The following is a 17,287-nucleotide window of genomic DNA, read 5'->3' as shown; positions in this document are numbered from 1 at the left end:
ACGAGATTAACCTGGTACTGTCACCCATGTCCACTGAAACCATATATGTGCATTTCCTGCCCACAGCGCAGCAGCAGTATAGCAGAAACTTATTCATTGAGACCAACGCGCCCAACCTTCCTTTGTTTATCATGCCTCTAAGTGGCAGAGGCTACACTCTCTATGCCGAATTTAGTGCTGACCCAACTTCCGGAGATGTTCCTCTGGAGGTGAATTTCCAAAACCAATCGGTGGCTGGTATAAATCAAAGCCTGTGGGATTTTGGGGATGGGAACACATCGGAAGAAATGAATCCCACACATACATTCACCCAAAAAGGTGTTTACAATGTAAAATTGACGGTGTGGGATGATTATTTCAACACTGACGTCACCCACCAGGTAACAGTTATTGCGCACCCTCTTTTGACCTGCGCGCAAGAAGCAGGCCATATATTTACCAAGACTTTTATTGGGGAACAGTCAGCACCGTTTGAAATTATTCTGCAAAATACAGGTACAGACTCACTTTGGGTCACCGGCGCGCACTGGCGTTCACGCAATAGGGACACTTGCTTCACTTTTGAGTACGAGGAATTGGGCGAAGCAATCGTTCCAGGAGGAGAGGCAAGCCTAATGGTATGGTTCAATCCGCTAACAGAAGGTGTATTTGCGGATACGCTTTGTATTGTGAATACTTCGGAAAATATCCCATTATTAAAAATCCCATTTTCTGGTCGGGGATACAAGCTGCACGCGGCTTTTGCTGCAGAGCCAATGTGTGGGGATGTTCCTTTGAAGGTGGAATTCACCGATCTTTCAACCGAAGATATCATCCAGTGGACTTGGGATTTTGAGGATGGCAGCACATCCACAGAGCAGCATCCAGTGCATTTGTTTGAAGAAAAAGGGCTGTATCAGGTGGAATTGACTGTGAGTGACGGAATCCATTACGATTCAGTATCTCAGACTATAGAGGTGATTGCTCATCCAATGCTGGCTTCAGATCAGTTAGTTGGGCATCAATTCACAAAGACCTATTTGACTGAGGAATCGAATGCATTTGAAATTTTGCTGAACAGCTCCGGAACTGATACATTATTTGTGGATAATGTCTATTGGAAATCACAGCATCGAGACCATTATTTCCATTATGTTTTCGAGCAGTTGGCCGAACCAATCGCACCAGGAGATAATACAACTATCTCTGTCACTTTCGCACCTCTGGGCGAGGGTGTGTTCCGCGATACTCTTTGTGTGGTCAATAATTCCGAAAACCTGCCTCTGGTAGAAATTCCATTTTCAGGTCGAGGATACAAGCTACATGCCGACTTTTCCGCAGAGCCAATGTGTGGGGATGTGCCCTTGACGGTGGAATTCACCGATCTCTCAACCGAAGATATTATCCAATGGAATTGGGATTTTGGGGATGGTGGCACATCCACACAGCAGCACCCTGTGCATCTGTTTGAAGAAAAAGGGCTGTATCAGGTGGAGTTGACCGTAAGTGATGGGATACATTACGATACATCATCCCAGAGTATTGAAGTGATAGCCCATCCCATGATGACTTTTGATTATCCGCAATCCTATAACTTCGACATCGTGTATCTGGGAGACATTTCTGAAAGTATAACGCTTACTCTTCAAAGTACTGGAACAGATACTCTTTTTGTGAACAACCTCTGGTGGGAAAATGGATCGGATGTGTTTAGTTTCTCCTGCCTTGATCTGCCTTGTCCAATACCGCCTGGAGAGTCGGCTACCATTGATGTCTGGTTCCATCCAAGCGCACGGGGAGCATATTCAGACAGCCTGGTAATAGAAAGCAATGCCGAGAACCTTTCTGTTGTGAAAGTAAAATTCAGCGGCAGGGGCGAGTATGTGCCACCCAAGCCCCCAGCCAACGTTTATTTAACAATAGAGGGCAACCATGCTCTTATCCATTGGGACGAAGTAACGCAAACCATCTATGATACACCATTTAGCCCAGACGCATACATTGTGTTTCTTGCGGCGGACCCCTATGATAATTATACTTTCCTCGGCTCCAGCACCAGCCTTAGCTACACTCATTTCATGGTGGCGGCATACCAACCGCGCATGTTCTATAAGGTGATGGCATACAAGGATATGGGAAAACAAGAGTTTAATCCTGATGATTATGGATTGGTACCCGGCATGACGGAAGAGGAGGTTTTGCGATTACTGGCTGGGGATTAAGATAGAAATCAAACATTGAAGCTGATGAATTAGGCTGGCAAGTCTATACCTTGTTGTTAGTTACCTCTGAAACAGAGGTTTACTTAGATGAATTGCCTCCATATTCGTCAATGAAGCCCTGAGCATTTTCAGCAGATGCAATATTCCAATATCCGCCCTTGACCCTGGCTCAAGCTCAAACAAAAAACCCCTCACAAACATCCAAAACAGCGTTTGGAAAGTCTTTGAGGGGCATTTAGGATCTGTATTGCCGCCAATCATGCGGCGACACAGTGATTTAGATTATTTTTTCTACATCGTACTCAAATTTCATCCAGCGGGATGTTGAGTTCCTCGGTTCCAGGCACGGCAAAGCGTCCGTCACGGATGATGTAATGTTCCTGTCCGTCGGCAGTTACAGCCGTGATGGAAGCCAGCATATCGTAGGGCAGGGTGATATCCGTGTGTGCCTGGGTGTAGGCGCCGATGGGGTCTTCCTTGCGGGTGGCGGATTTTTCGTTGTCCACCGCAATCATCTCCTTGCCATTCATGAAGTTGGGATGCGGAGCGTCCTCTTCGTGGCTGTAACAGGTGTCACCGATGGCAAAATGCGGTCCCATTTTCTCGATGATGAGGATGGGCAAAAGCGCCTGAATATCGTGTTTGCGGGCAACCTGATAGGCCAAAGTGTTGGTTCCGATGGCAAATTCCCCGATGGGCAAAGTATCGTGGGGCAAAAGCAGGTTTTCGTGGATATACTTTTTGCCTTCGGCGGGATCGGGGAAGTTTGTGCAGGAATAATCCTTGATCCAGCCGTCCTCAAAGTGCACGCGCAGATTGAGATAGCGCAGGCTGCCAAGGTAGATATCCTCAACGTGGAGAGTGCCGGTGGTTCCTTCCAAAACGGGTGAGGTAAACACTTCTCCCACAGGGATATTGACATCCGCCACACAGTTTTCAAAGATGGTTTCATTGGCAGGGTCGGTGATGGTGTGCATTTTCACGCGGATATCGGTGTCGTTGCCGGGTTTTCCCTTCACGTGGACGTATTCCGCGGTGTCCAAAACGTCAATAATCTTTTGCTGTATTTGCGCGTAACGGTCACTGTCCAAAAGGTTTATCTTGAGGGTGTCGGCAAAGATTTCCGGGAATTTCGGTCCAATTTCCGGTGAAGGGAAGGCGATGATACAGAAACTGGTCTGATCGCGACGATAATATTTGTAATAGAGATTGGCGTTGGTGGCGCTCATCTCACGCCAAAGCATCTGCTGCTGGGGGCTCAGCGTGAGGGCTTCAGCTTTGGCTTCCGGCGTGAAAGGTGTTTCACCAAACAGTTCAACGTAAACCGGTCCAGCCTGAGCGGAAATGAGATTTCCAAGGCCAGCCATCACTTTTTTGTTGATTTCCAAAGTCATGTCCACAAACTCACGATCCAGAATCAAAGCGCTTTCAAAACGGTGGTCATAGCCAAATTGTTCGTTCACGCTTTTGCTCAGAGGGCGTCCCACCAGAGCGGTGATGCCAATCTTATCCAATTCCAAAATCATGAGCCGCGCCAAACGCTCCATCCCTATGGGGAACATGAGGTTGGCATACTTTTTGATGCGGTAATCCTTTTGACCACGCACGAAACCATCCACCCAGCTTTTCACGATGAATTTTGCCAGTTCGTCCAGTTCCTGAACGGGATACGATGCCATAAATTCCGCCATCGCGAGGCTGTGTTCATTCACGTGGATGCCATAGCGGTGCAGATAGCGAAGGTCTGCCAAGTCAGCATTTTGAACCACATCCTTAAAATATAAATACTGGGGACTGAGGCCTTTAAGACGTCCCCAAATGGATCCCAGCTCCCAATTTTCCAAGCTGTTAACACGGTAACGCATCTTCCAGGTTTTCAGGTCTGTGTTGCCAGCCAGAGCCAGGTCATAGAGCTCCAAAAAATGTCTAAGCTGTGCTTCCAGAAAGAGATACGATTCATCAATATAATATTGACGCGCCGAACGCTGACTCATGTAAATGGAAGCGAGTAATTGTCCCATGCCGTCTCCGAACTGTTTGACCGCGTACTCTGGATTTCCCACACAGTTTTGGTATCCGGTTTCCGGTTTCAGGGGCGCGTAATATTCATCCATGAGCGCGTTTAGCCTTTCCATTGAGACGTTTTTAAATTCGGGATCTTCTCGCAGAAGTCTGCCAAACTCAGCATTTTGAAGGATGCCCTGGCGAGTTTGTCTGAAAAACTCCGCGAAGCTTAAATCGGCAGGGATTTCCAGCACCTCCACCTTTTTAAGGAGTTCCTCCGCTTCCTGGCGGCGGGATTTGAGCTTTTCGAGGGTTTGCGTGTAGTCAAATGTCATGTTTTCTTCCTTTTTGAATCAATTTAAAAAATAAGCCGCCGTATTTTTATTTACCGGCGGCTTTGAAAAACATAGCGGTTTGTCAATTCAGCAGGTCGTTCACAAAGGTGGGCAGCATGAACGCGCCGAAATGCAGATCGCGGTTGTAATATTTGGTGTTGGGAGCAACTTTATCAATGCGCTCAGCCACTTTCGGATCCAGCGGATCGTATTTTTTGGAACCTATCTGGAAAAGCCAGAACCCAGCCTGATAGGTTTGCACCGCAGCACCATAGATGCGCACGATGGGGAAAAGCGAGTGCAAATCGCGGTTCACATCGCTGATTATCTTCTCCAGTTCCGGCACCCAGGGACTTTCGCTTTGCAGGCAGAGGATGCCATCATCATTCAAAACCCGGTGGCAATCCTTGAAAAAAGGTGCCTGGAAAAGCGCCACGGCAGGGCCAATCGGGTCGGTGCTGTCGATGAGAATGAGGTCGAATTTTTCCTGGGTCTCAGCCATATATATGATGCCGTCGGTAAAAATCAGTTCAGCACGGGGGTCGGAAGCCGCTTTGCCCAACTGGGGAAAATACTTGTTTGAAACCCTGGTGACGCGCTCATCCAGTTCCACCATCACGGCGCGCTTCACGCCCGGATGCTGCAAAACGCGGGTGAGCGTTCCGCAATCTCCACCGCCCACAATCAACACTTTTTCCGGGTTTGGATGCGTGAAAAGCGAAGGCTGGGTCAGCATTTCGTGGTAGGTGAATTCATCCCGCTCGGTGAGCATGAGCACGCCGTCCAAGAGCAAAACCTTGCCAAAGCCGGGGGTTTGAACCACCTCGATTTTTTGATAAGGGCTCTGCTCGGTATATAAAACTTCGCTCACCTCGAAAGCCAAGCCCAGATGGGACGTGTGATAATCTGTGTGCCAATATGACATATTTCAATCCGGTTTGTGTTTCAGGCGTTCTCCGCCAGTGTCAAAGAGCCCGCGCCGGAGCTCCATATTGCTGCTGTGCTTGCTTTTAAAAGCACCCTTCAAGTGATTGAACAGGTCCCAGGGCTCGATGGTGTCGCCACAGGTGAAAATATCCACAGCGGCGTAGCCATATTCGGGCCAAGTGTGGATGGCAACGTGGGATTCGGCAATCACAACCACTCCGCTCACCCCAGCGGGGCTGAAAGAATGGAAGGTGTCCGTCACCACGGTCGCTTTGCCAATTTCACAGGCCTCAATCATCGCCTTGCGAACAGCCTGTTCGTCCTTCAAAATATCTATGTCGCAGTCGTAAAATTCAACCAGTATCTGTCTGCCAAGTGCTTGCATTTTTTTCTCCTCTGTGTTTTTTTAAAGATGAAGGGATAAAAGCAAAACCCGTTTTATTTCGGATTTCGGGAAAAAACCTTCACCGGGAAAGCTCGGCAGGGGCGCCGGAGACTTTTCCCTGTCACAGAGGCTTCAATGTTGCGCTAAAAACGGAAAGCTGCAGCAACACCTCCTCATCGTCTTGCCACAAGGTTGGCAAAAACCTTGCGTAAAGAGCTTCTTGGCAACTGTGGATGCGTAAGAAACGATCTTTCTTCATGACGACTCCTTTTTTAGCGTGATTTGGTATACAATCTAATTCAACCGGGGTTTCCTGTCAATATAAATCGTGCGTATTTGATCATTTAAGGAAAATAATGAATCTTGAGCGGCAAAATAGTTCTTTGCCTCCATAACAAATAACCATCAAATAGGAACGCTTCCACCAATTAATATATTTTAACTTGCGGCAAAATTGTTATTGCTTATATTAAGTTTATGTGTCGGCTAAAAAATCCCTCGCCCGGAAATTTGGTCGACGCTTTAAAACCAATTTTTTTAAGGAGTTATCATGTCGAAGTATCTAATTGTTGGTGGAGTTGCCGGAGGCGCTTCCACCGCGGCCCGTTTGCGCCGCATGGACGAACACGCGCAAATTATTATGTTTGAACGCGGAAACTATATTTCCTACGCGAACTGCGGCCTGCCCTATTACATCGGTGGGGTGATTGATGAACGCGAACGCCTGTTCGTGCAAACCCCGGAAAGCTTCAAAGCCAGGCTCAATGTGGATGTGCGCAACAACACGGAAATCATTGCCATCGACCGCAAAGCCAAAACCGTGACCGCCAGGGACACCAAAACCGGAAAAGAATACACGGAAAGCTATGACAAACTGGTGCTTTCCCCAGGCGCGGAACCGGTTAAACCGCCCCTGCCCGGCATCGAGGACGAGGCCATTTTCACCCTGCGCAACGTTCCCGACACCGATCGCATCAAGGAATATCTGGACACACACAGAGTTCGTCACGCGGTGGTGGTCGGTGCCGGCTTCATCGGCGTGGAAATGGCGGAAAATCTGCATCATCTGGGCATCATGGTCTCCATTGTGGAAATGATTCCACAGGTGATGAGCTTCATGGATTTCGATCTTGCCGCCCAGGTTCACCAACACCTGAAATCCAAAAACGTGGGTCTCTATTTGGGCGAAGCGGTTAAATCCTTTGAACGCGACTCTGGCATTCTGAAAGTGAATCTCGCCAGCGGAAAAATCATCCCCGCGGACATGGTGGTGCTTTCCATCGGAGTGCGTCCCGACAGCAGTTTGGCAGGAAAAGCCGGGCTGGATCTGGGGCCAAACAAAGGCATTTTGGTGAATGACTATTTGCAAACATCCGACCCCGATATCTACGCTGTGGGCGACGCCATCGCCATGGCCAACCCCATCACTGGCAAGACTTTCACAACCTATCTCGCCGGCCCGGCAAACAAGCAGGGCAGAATCGCGGCAGACAACATTGTGAGGGGAAACAAGCGCAAATATTGCGGTTCCATCAACACCGCCATTGCGAAGATATTTGACATAACCGTCGCCGCCGCAGGTATTTCAGGACGGGTTTTGGAACAGGAAGGCATCCCCTATCTCACATCTGTAGTGCATTCCTCCTCCCACGCGGGCTACTATCCAGACGCGCTGCCGCTCACGGTCAAAATCATCTTTTCTCCTGAAGACGGAAGGCTCTTCGGCGCTCAGGTTGTGGGCTTCGACGGCGTGGACAAACGCATCGAAATGTTGGCTCACAGCATCAAACACAAGGAAACCATATATGATTTGGTGGAGCTGGAACACGCCTACGCGCCGCCATTTTCCAGCGCCAAGGACCCTGTCAACCTCTCCGGCATGGTGGCGGAAAATATTTTGGCAGGACTTTCCAAGGTCATCCACTGGGACGACATTGAAAAGCTTGACCGCGAAAACACCGTGCTCATCGACGTCCGCACCGATTTGGAATTTGAACTGGGCACCCTGAAAGGCGCGCTGAACATTCCTTTGGATGATTTGCGCGGACGCCTGGACGAGATTCCCAAAAACAAAAAAATCCTGGTTTTCTGCGGCTCAGGCCATCGCAGCTACTTTGCCTCTCGCATCCTGGTTCAAAATGGATTTGAGGACGTGAGCAACCTCTCCGGCGGTTTCATAACCTACAATCAGGTGACGCAAAAACAAAACAACGAAGATATCTTCGCCAAACTTTATATCGAAAAGGACGACCAAATGTATCAAAAAGAAGCCCAGGCTGCTCCCGGAGCGCGTGTGGTGGAAGTGGATGCCAGCGGCTTGCAATGTCCCGGCCCCATCATGAGGCTTAAAGTTGAGATGGACAAGCTTTTGGAAGGCGACACCCTGCGCATTTCCGCCTCGGATCCCGGCTTTGTGAAAGACGTCCCCGCTTGGTGCCAAATGACCGGAAACACCCTGCTCGGCATGGAGGAAATTGGCAAAAAATATGTTGCCACCATCACCAAGGGTGGCGCGCCTGAAATTGGAGCCTCCAGCGATGGCCGCAACAAAACCATCATCGTCTTCAGCGACGCGCTGGACCGCGCTTTGGCTTCCTTCGTGATTGCGAATGGCGCCGCCAGCACCGGTAAAAAAGTGACCATGTTCTTCACCTTCTGGGGCTTGAACGTCATCAAAAAACAGCGCAAACCCAAGGTTAAAAAAGACTTCATGGGCAAGATGTTTGGCATGATGATGGCTGGCAACAGCAAAGCCTTGGGCCTTTCCAAGATAAACTTTGCCGGCATTGGTCCCAAACTGATGCGCAAACGCATGCAAGACAAGAATGTGGACTCCTTGGAAATGATGATTCTCCAGGCTCAGAAAGCGGGCGTGGAAATGATTGCCTGCCAGATGTCCATGGACGTGATGGGTGTGCAGCCTGAAGAGCTGATGGACGGCGTAAACATCGGCGGAGTAGCCACCTACCTCTCCGAAGCCGAACAATCAAACGTGAACCTCTTCATCTAAATATAGATACAAAAAACGCATGATAACTGCGGCGCCCCTTTTTTGGGGCGCTTTTTTTTGTGCCAAAATTGTCTGGGTAGAAGCCGCAGTCCGCTTCGCTCTTGGTTCCAAAAATACTCCTGTTTGTGTCATCTTCGTGATCCCCCCGATCCAGAATCGGGGGACCAAGGAAGGTGATTGGTGGGCGCGTGGCGCTGGAAAAAAGAAGGAAGAAAGAGAGAGCGAATCAGCTCAAATTGTCGCCTTCCTGCTTGCCGCCCTTGGTATTCCTTATGTTTCATAAGCTAAACATAAGATTGATATAATGTTAGGGCTTTTTGAGGCGATTTGCAACAGACTCGTTCTAAGAGGATGGACACCAGAATTAAAAAGCCCCGGAAAAATACCGGGGCTTGATTAGAGATTTATGACTCCGATGAATTACTTCATCAGGATCATCTTTTTGGTTTGGTTCAGACTGGGAGTACTCAGTTTGTAGAAGTAGATTCCACTTCCGCAGACTTTTCCTTTATTGTCGCGACCGTTCCAAACAAGTTTATGGCTTCCTTCGGCAAGGCTGACGGTTTTCACCACCTGGCCCTGGATGTTGTAGATGCTGAGGGTGCCGGTTTCGCCTGCCTTGATGTCAATCCCGATATTTGTTCCCGCACCCTGCTTGAAGGGGTTGGGATAGGCGTTTTTGAGACTGCTGATCTCTGGCAAGACGGGCGGCACGTCGAAGGACACCGTAACACTCACGGGTCCAAAGAATTGACTCATGGAGGGATCGACGCTTTCCAGCCAGTAGTAATAGCTGTGAGCGTTTTCCACTTCAGGGTCAACGTGGTGATAGCTGTGTTCCACACTTGTGTTTGTGGCTGGGATCAACACCGGCGTGATGAGCAGGGCATCATCCTGGGTGGAGTTTTCGCTGCGATAGATGCGATAGCCCAGCTGGTTTTGTTCGGATTGGGTGACCCAAGTCACTTTGACTTCATTTTCAGTGGTTACGATGGCAGTGAAGCTGCTCAACACGACAGGAGTAACACCGTGTTGTTCCTTTTCCAGGATGTTCGAAAACGCCGGATTGGAAAGCAGGTTTCCGCTATAGACGGCTTTCACAGCCCATCTGTATTCACCTTCGAGAACACTGCCCCAGCCGGTATCCTGCCACTGTTCATCAGCGGTATTTTCTGAAGTCAGCAAGACCCAGGCAGATTCATTGTTTTCCTCTCCCACAGGCAAACGCCAGACTCTGTAGCCAAGACGTGCACGGTTGTTGCGGGTTTGAGGCAGAGTGTAGCGAACCTTGTTGGTTTGGGAACCGAAGACCGTATCGCGGCTGATGGGCAAACTGGGAGTGACAACTTCAACATTTGTTCTGTTGCCATTTGATTTGCTGACGCGGGTGAGAGTGTTTGCGGCGAAATTGATCTTTTCGGTGCTGTTGCCAACACTGACATCGTCCACGAACCAGATGTACCAAAGTCCCTGTCCATCTCCATCGATGGCCTGCCAGGCAAGTTTGATTTCCTGGCCGGCATAGTCGTCCAAATTCACTTCGATGGGATATTCATAATAGTTCCAGCCACCGGTGAGGGCGCTGGCCTCCCAGATGGGTGTCCAGGTGTTGCCATCGTCTTGGGAAACATTAATGTTATATTGGTCACCATGCGTGCTTCCCAGATAGACGTAGCTCCAGAAAACAAGATCTGATGCAGGCGGGCAGAGGAATTGCGGGGTGATGAGCCATTCATCCTGGTGGTCATAATCCCACCACATGGCGGCTTGGTAATCTCCGCTGTGAGGAATCACGGGAGGATCGAGCGCAATTGTTCCCACTCTGCACCAAGAGGCCATCACACCGGCTCCGCTTACGTTGGGATTATTGATAATTTGTTCCCAACCCTCAGGCGGGAATTCGTCACCTTCGAAGTCTTCAATGATATTCTCTCCACTTTCCGGATCCAGCCAGCTAATGTTCACCAAGTTGGGGTTGGCTTCTTCAGCTTGAACCATAAGCGGAGGCAGAGTGATTTCGGTGAGCACAAAGTCCAGGGTTATGGTTTCTCCACCAACGAAATCCACATCGTCTTGAGTGACGGAATGATAGCCCAACATCGTGCAGCTTACATCGTAGTTGCCTTGATACACTTCAAAGGAATATTCTCCCTGAGCGTTTGTGATTCCGCTGTAGGCACCGGCTGTGACGATGGCTCCTTCGATTGGGTCGTTGGTGCCAAAATCGGTGACAGTTCCTACGAGGGTGGCGATCATGCTTTTGTGGATTTCGTTCGAAAAGGCGGGAGTTGACATGACGTTGTTTGTATAAACAGCTTTCACGGCATATTTATACACACCCGCGGGCAGAGGAGCCCAATCGTTGTCGATATAACTTGTGCCGTCGATAATGGAGGGCGTAAGTTGATCCCAAGCTAATTGGTCGTTTTGGTTTTCCGCCAGGAAGCGATAGACATGGTATCCGGTCATCGCACGGTCGCCTTCAAGACTGAGAGCGCTGATTACAGGAGCGCGATTCGGAGCTGAATAACCAATGTAGCCCTGGATGTTCCAGTTGTAGTTCAAGGTTGGAGCAATTCCCAGAAGTGTGTCCCATTCACCTTGGAAATACATCATGTTGCCAAGGCCGTTTATGGCTGGTCCAGCGTCACAGCCGGCAGGATAGCCGCTTGCCACGTTGCAGCGATAGCCAAACCAGAGTTCTTCTGTTCCGGTGATGTTTACGGGATAATTCAGAAGCACGGTGTTCCACTCATCCAGCGGAGCGGGAATGAAAGGCTGATCCACAACCATGGGTCCCGGAGCAGAGGCGTTTCCGCCCGTCCAGACGCGGATGGAGAAATCACCAGCTTGAGCCGGCCAGGCTTTCACAGCGAAGAGGCTCATTCCGGCATATTCCTCCAAAGCAGAGGCGGGGAAGCGGATGGCGACGTCAAAGTCTGCCGCGCTGCCGGTTCCGATGCCGTCATATTTCTCACCGCAGTAGTAAACCCATTCGCCAACAGCGTCGGGATCCGGGGGCATCCAGCTTACTTCAACATTTGAGAAGTCGGCGGCTTCGGTGGCAAGCACCTGCCGAGGACGAAATGCAATTTCGTTGACAACGATATCACCCATATCCACGTTTGTATCGCCAACAACCACTTCGCCAACTGCATTTTGGTAGCCTGTGGCTTTGGCAGTATATTCGTAGGTGTGTCCATAATACACACCGGCAATGCTGAACTGGCCATCGTCGTCGGTGATGGCATCATAGTTTTCGAAGCCGGTGAGGCTGATGCTGGCATCTGCCAAGCCCACGGTGGGTTGGTCGCTGCCAACAATGCGGCCGGTCACAGTCACAGTGGGAAGCTGGGTCATTTCAAAATCTTGAACGGTGTTTTGATCTGGCAGGATGGTGACTTCATGGGATACATCGTTATATCCGTATTTTGAAGCGATTACGGTATGATCTCCAGTCGGTACGAAGGGAAGACTGTAGCTTCCGTCGTCGGCGGTGATGGTGCTGAAGACAGTGTTGTCAACGGAAACGGTTGCTTCGGGAAGAGGGACGCCATTCGCAGTAACCGTTCCGGAGAGGGATCCCGTGTCTTCAAGTATCATACCAAAGCGCACGTTTGCCCTGTATGTTGAAGTTGTTCCAGTTGGATAGTCTCCAGCGTTTGTACCGTCACTTTGATAGCGCAGAGCCGTGTTTTCACCGGGAGTGGCAGTATAGAACACCGAGGCATTTCTGGTGTAAGCTTCGGTAAATATGGTGCAATGAATATCCACCAGAATGTTGGATTCACCATCCCAGAAGAAGGGAGTGCTTAATTCATGAATACTCCATCCGGTGTCGGGTACGTAACCATCTTGGTAGAACACTTCGGTGTATTCGCCAAGCTCAAATGTACTTGTGAGCAAATCTTCGTCAGTAGTCTTCATTTTGATGGTGAAGTCTGGCATCGGCAAGCAGTTGTTTGTGTCATCCACATTGAAAGCCAGGGATGTGATCAACCCTGGTGAACCTCTGCCTGAGGAGATTTCGTCCGCTCGCCACAGATACTGTTGACGGAAGTTTTTGTAATAGGTACCATAAGGTGTGGGTGTGCCTGTTGCTGTGTTAGTAGTTGTGTCGTTACCTATGACGATGATGGTTGTGCCAGCTTCAAAAACCTCGACTTCGAGAAGGGGGGTTTCGTCATTGGCAAAGTTTTCATCGCCGAGCATTTCCACACGACCATAGAGATGGGTAATGCCAACTGTGTCGGGAGTCCATTCCAACACAAATTCCAGCTCTTCCATCGGGCCGATGGCTGTGCCGGGCGTGCTGGTAATCGGTAAGTTGGGGGCTTCCATCAGCATAACTGTATAGTCTGTCACTTCGTTCAGAGAAAGGTTTTTCACCCTGACCGTATAGTTTGTGGGTGAATCCACTGAAGGAGTTGTGGATCCGGTAATCGAAAGGGCTGCCATATCCTGCATATCGAGCTGCTGCATGGTCAGGCGCAGATTGCTCCTGTTTGTGGAGACTGTGCCGGTGGTGGATTCGTCTGCAGGATTATTGTCATTTTGGAAGCGCAAAGAGCTGTTAAAGCCCGTATTGGTATAGAACACGGAGGCATTTTGGGTCCAGCCACTCACCATATCGCAAACCACATCGATCAGCAGGTTGGAAGCGCCATCCCAGTTGAAGGGAGTGCTGAAGGGATGGAAGTTCCAGCCTTGGACAGGCATGAATGAATCATCCTGGAAAACCTGCTGGTAGTCTCCTGTTTCAAAAGTGGCTGTAAGTTCTGTTTGAGTCGTGTGTTTGATGCGGATGCGATAGTTTGGCATCGGAGAGCAGTTGTTGAGGTTGTCCACATTCCAGGAAACACCATACATCTCACCGGGTCCGCCACCAGCGTTGTTGATTTCGTTGGCTGTGATGAGATATTGTTGACGGAAGTTTTTGTAATAGGTTCCGTAAGGGGTGGGCACACTGGATGTGGTGTTCACCTGGGTCCCGTCTCCAATGGAAACAACTGCAAGCCCTTCGGGCATCACGGTTACTGCCAGCATTGGAGTATCGTCGTTTGTCAGGTCTTCATCATCGTCCATAATCACCCGTCCAAAGAGTTCGAAGCCTCCTTCTTCGTCAGGAGTCCAAGACAGAGTGTAATCCAGTTCCTCCATGAATTGGATTTCGGTACCGTCTATACTGGCGATCTCGAATTCCGGAGCCTTCATCAGTTTCACGGTGTAGTCGCTAACCGGGTTGCGGCAAAGGCTTTTCACCGTCACGGTGTAGTTCACAGTGCTGTTGATACTGGGTGAATTGGGACCGTCGATGGCCACTGCAATCATGTCCAAAACATCAAGCTGCTGCATGGTGAATACCATGTTCGAGCGCCCAACTCCTGGGGTTCCCTCTATTCCAGTGTCACCATTGTTACTGTCATTTTGATAGCGCAAAGCACTGTTGAAAGAAGTGTTGGTGTAGAACACAGAAGCGTTTTGAGCATAGGAACCGTCAATAATGTCTGTTACGATGTCCACCAGAATGTTCGAGTTTCCATCCCAATTAAATGGAGCGCTGAAAGTGTGCTCGTTCCAGCCCGTGGTGGGCATGAATGAGTCGGCTTGGAAAACTTCCTGATAGTCACCTTCTTCAAAGGTTCCGCTCAGAGTAGTTTGGCTTGTGTGTTTGAGGCGGATACGGTAGTTCGGCATGGGTGTACAGTTGTTGAGTGCACTCACATTGAAAGCCAGGGAACTAATGTCTCCTCCTCCACCGCCGGCGTCGTTAAACTCGCTTGCGAGGACAAGAAACTGTTGGCGGAATGCCTTATACCAAGTTCCGTATGGGGCCGGAGGTCCTGTGGTGGTATTGGTATTCGTGCCATCTCCAATGGTCACGGGCACAGTTTGGGCAAAAACGGTGCTGCCAAAACTGATTGCAAGAATCAGAAGCAGCGCGAAAACAAGCGTTCGTTTCATAAGGTTTCTCCTGTTTGGTTACGTTGTTTAAGTCTTTTGTAGACCAGCTTTTCATCTATTTTTTGTGCAAGAGCTGCTTAAGACTCCGCACCGATTAATTATTGCGTTTTTTGGAATCTAATAATCTATAAATACACTTACGCAACCGTCCGTTTCATGTCAAGAACTTTCTTATGTGCTATCTACTTATTTATAAAAAGATATTAAACTAAAGATAACAGTTTATTTGCTTCAAGTTTAACAAGATAGCTGAAACATGCAAGGGAACAACTATAAGAGATTTGCTGTACGGTGAAGTATTTTTGCCAGACCGACATAAGTGGATTTCTGCTTTTGAAAAGAAAAAAGCCCCGGAGAATTCCGGGGTTTGATTAGAGATTTATGGCTCCGATGAATTACTTCATCAGGATCATCTTTTTGGTGCTGCTGTATTTTCCAGCCTGCATCTTGTAGAAATAGACACCGCTGGATACAGCTTGATTGTTGTTGTCGCAGCCGTTCCACACAACTTTGTAGTTGCCGGAGGTCTTGTCTTCGTTCACCAGGGTTTTCACCAACTGTCCTTTGGCGTTGTAGATTTCGATGCTGACCGGGCTGGCTTCCTTCACGCTGTAGGTGATGGTGGTTTCCGGGTTGAAGGGGTTGGGATAGTTGCTGTGCAGCTCGGTTGCCACAACCGGCGCGATGGGATCATCGGTGGATACAGTAAATACTTCCACGTCGTCCACAAAAAAGATGAAGGCATCGTCCGAAACACACTGGATTCCAACGTTGACCTGTCCAGTGTAGCCAAAACAGCTGAAAATATATTCAGTCCAAACCTCGGGAGCCTCAATGTAGTTGGGACCGCTGATGATGTTGAACTGGTTCGGGTGGGTTCCGCTGGTGCTCACGCCAACCCTGAACCTTTCAAGTCCATACTGGGCGGTGTGAGACTTTGCCCAGAATCTGATTTCAGTAACAGGCGGGAACATATGTGCGATCAGCCAGTCGTTGTTTGGACCGTTAACTGCGGCAAAGCTTGCGACCATTTTCTCTCCACTGTGTGCGCTGATTGTGGTCGAGGGCGGCACTGTGGCGCTGGGATTGAAAATCATGAAAGCCATGGGTTCATGAGCTCCGGGGAAGTCCACATTGGTGATGCCGTAGGTTTCGCTCATATCCACATCCACTGTGGTCCAGCGTCCAAAGCTGGTGGCAAAATTGGGATAGCTTTCAAAACCGTCTACCAAGTAGTGGGTCATATTTGGCGCAAGCTGGAAGTTCACGGTGGTGGTCTGCCCTTCCAAAACAGTCAAGCCGCTTTGGGTGGAAGTTTCATAGCCCGGAGCTGAGGCGGTCACGCTGTGGGTTCCAACTGAAACCTGTATGCTGTAATATCCGGAGCTGTAAGTGGTTGCAGATACATCGCCACAGGTGACGGTTGCACCCACAATGGGGAAATTATGATGATTGAGAACGATACCGGAAATTGTTCCTTTGGGGTTGACCTTGGACAGAGTGTTCGAGAAAGCCGGAGCGGAGGCTTCATCGCCGGGGTAGATGGCTTTCACAGCCCATTTGTAAGTGCCGTCCACAACAGAATTCCATTGATCATCCTGCCAAGATGTTGCGGTGATGGTCTCAGAAGTGATTTGAGTCCAGGCGGATTCGTTGTTTTCCTGTCCCTGCAAGAGACGCCAGACCCTGTAGCCAAGGTATTCACGGTTGTCGTGATTTATGCTCAGGAATGTGGGACGGGTGGATTTTATGAATTCGTAGCTGATTTTGGCGGCATAATCCATATCAGTACCGACAAAAACGCTTTCGTTTTCCAAGCCGCGCAAAGCTGGCGCCGTGCTTGGCGCATTCCAGACAAGGTTAACTTGAGTTTGGTCAACGCTTTCGGTTGCCACAACCTGAGAGGGCGGATAAGGAAATTCGGACAGGGTGAGGGTGCCCATGACGTAGTTTGTATATCCAACATCGATGGAACCGGAGATTTCTTGATATCCCTGCTTCGAAATTCTGTAATTGTATGTGTTTCCGGTAAGTACGCCGGGGATGTTGAAGTGTCCAGTGGCATCGGTCGCACCGCTGTAGTTCATGATTCCAGTGAGGACGATATTCGCCCCTTCCAATCCCACAGTGGGTTGGTCGCTGCCAACAACGTATCCCGTTACGCTCACAGATTCGGAAGGGATGAGGTCGAAATCCAGGATGGTGATTTCGTCCGCAATCAGAGTCACGGGCAGGGTTTGGGGTTCAAAACCAAGCTTTGTGGCAGTCACAGTGTGGGTTCCAGGAGCCACATAGTTGAAGTGATATTGTCCCTGGTCGTTCGTTGTGGTGTGATATAAGCCATTGTCTATTTTGATATGTGCATCCGGCAGAGGAGTTCCATCTGAAGTGACTGTGCCGTTCAAGGCGGTCATGCTTTCATAAGTGGCAAAGACTATTTCCAACTCCATAAACATCACTT

At 49.4% G+C, this 17,287-nt stretch carries 9 protein-coding genes; 3 read left to right on the top strand and 6 right to left on the bottom strand.

The genetic code is table 11. The features are described from left to right. Positions 1 to 26: 26 nt before the first annotated feature. On the top strand, positions 27 to 2,201 hold the full coding sequence (locus tag GX135_04730; GenBank protein ID NLN85394.1) for a PKD domain-containing protein: 2,175 nt from the start codon (positions 27 to 29) through the stop codon (positions 2,199 to 2,201). Positions 2,202 to 2,503: 302 nt separating this feature from the next. On the opposite strand, the gene GX135_04725 is transcribed toward GX135_04730, so the two are convergent. The 4 genes from GX135_04725 to GX135_04710 all read right to left on the bottom strand — a co-directional run bounded on the left by GX135_04725 (position 2,504) and on the right by GX135_04710 (position 6,111). Next, positions 2,504 to 4,540 carry an aminopeptidase gene (locus GX135_04725; GenBank protein ID NLN85393.1) on the bottom strand — a complete coding sequence of 679 codons (2,037 nt, stop codon included), beginning with the start codon at positions 4,538 to 4,540 and terminating at the stop codon, positions 2,504 to 2,506. An 82-nt stretch (positions 4,541 to 4,622) separates the two neighbouring features. Next, positions 4,623 to 5,465, bottom strand: coding sequence for a polyamine aminopropyltransferase (gene speE / locus GX135_04720; protein ID NLN85392.1), 843 nt, complete (start codon positions 5,463 to 5,465; stop codon positions 4,623 to 4,625). A 3-nt stretch (positions 5,466 to 5,468) separates the two neighbouring features. After that, positions 5,469 to 5,852 carry an adenosylmethionine decarboxylase gene (gene speD, locus GX135_04715; GenBank protein ID NLN85391.1) on the bottom strand — a complete coding sequence of 128 codons (384 nt, stop codon included), beginning with the start codon at positions 5,850 to 5,852 and terminating at the stop codon, positions 5,469 to 5,471. A gap of 121 nt (positions 5,853 to 5,973) precedes the next feature. Next, a complete protein-coding gene (locus GX135_04710; GenBank protein ID NLN85390.1) occupies positions 5,974 to 6,111 on the bottom strand; it encodes a hypothetical protein in 138 nt (45 codons plus the stop codon). Positions 6,112 to 6,402: 291 nt separating this feature from the next. Here GX135_04710 and GX135_04705 point away from each other — a divergent pair, with 291 nt between their 5' ends. Both GX135_04705 and GX135_04700 read left to right on the top strand, forming a co-directional pair. Further along, on the top strand, positions 6,403 to 8,862 hold the full coding sequence (locus GX135_04705) for an FAD-dependent oxidoreductase (protein ID NLN85389.1): 2,460 nt from the start codon (positions 6,403 to 6,405) through the stop codon (positions 8,860 to 8,862). Positions 8,863 to 8,881: 19 nt separating this feature from the next. Continuing rightward, positions 8,882 to 9,145: a hypothetical protein gene (locus GX135_04700; protein ID NLN85388.1), complete on the top strand. Its 264-nt coding sequence runs from the start codon at positions 8,882 to 8,884 to the stop codon at positions 9,143 to 9,145. Positions 9,146 to 9,282: 137 nt separating this feature from the next. On the opposite strand, the gene GX135_04695 is transcribed toward GX135_04700, so the two are convergent. Then, on the bottom strand, positions 9,283 to 14,826 hold the full coding sequence (locus GX135_04695; GenBank protein NLN85387.1) for a T9SS type A sorting domain-containing protein: 5,544 nt from the start codon (positions 14,824 to 14,826) through the stop codon (positions 9,283 to 9,285). Between the two features lie 395 nt (positions 14,827 to 15,221). Beyond that, complete coding sequence (locus GX135_04690; GenBank protein ID NLN85386.1) at positions 15,222 to 17,276, bottom strand: T9SS type A sorting domain-containing protein; 2,055 nt, start codon at positions 17,274 to 17,276, stop codon at positions 15,222 to 15,224. Positions 17,277 to 17,287: the final 11 nt, after the last annotated feature.

It is taken from the genome of Candidatus Cloacimonadota bacterium (assembly GCA_012522635.1).
Taxonomy (GTDB): Bacteria; Cloacimonadota; Cloacimonadia; order Cloacimonadales; family Cloacimonadaceae; genus Syntrophosphaera.
Note: the sequence above shows the minus strand (reverse complement) of the source record. Positions and strands in the feature narration are given on the sequence as shown.

What these genes read in the sequence shown, in the direction of transcription:
- speD (NLN85391.1), bottom strand. Translation starts at nt 5,852, where the DNA reads ATGCAAGCACTTGGCAGACAGATACTGGTTGAATTTTACGACTGCGAC.
- GX135_04690 (NLN85386.1), bottom strand. Translation starts at nt 17,276, where the DNA reads ATGGAGTTGGAAATAGTCTTTGCCACTTATGAAAGCATGACCGCCTTG.
- GX135_04725 (NLN85393.1), bottom strand. Translation starts at nt 4,540, where the DNA reads ATGACATTTGACTACACGCAAACCCTCGAAAAGCTCAAATCCCGCCGC.
- speE (NLN85392.1), bottom strand. Translation starts at nt 5,465, where the DNA reads ATGTCATATTGGCACACAGATTATCACACGTCCCATCTGGGCTTGGCT.
- GX135_04710 (NLN85390.1), bottom strand. Translation starts at nt 6,111, where the DNA reads ATGAAGAAAGATCGTTTCTTACGCATCCACAGTTGCCAAGAAGCTCTT.
- GX135_04705 (NLN85389.1), top strand. Translation starts at nt 6,403, where the DNA reads ATGTCGAAGTATCTAATTGTTGGTGGAGTTGCCGGAGGCGCTTCCACC.
- GX135_04695 (NLN85387.1), bottom strand. Translation starts at nt 14,826, where the DNA reads ATGAAACGAACGCTTGTTTTCGCGCTGCTTCTGATTCTTGCAATCAGT.
- GX135_04730 (NLN85394.1), top strand. Translation starts at nt 27, where the DNA reads ATGTCCACTGAAACCATATATGTGCATTTCCTGCCCACAGCGCAGCAG.
- GX135_04700 (NLN85388.1), top strand. Translation starts at nt 8,882, where the DNA reads ATGATAACTGCGGCGCCCCTTTTTTGGGGCGCTTTTTTTTGTGCCAAA.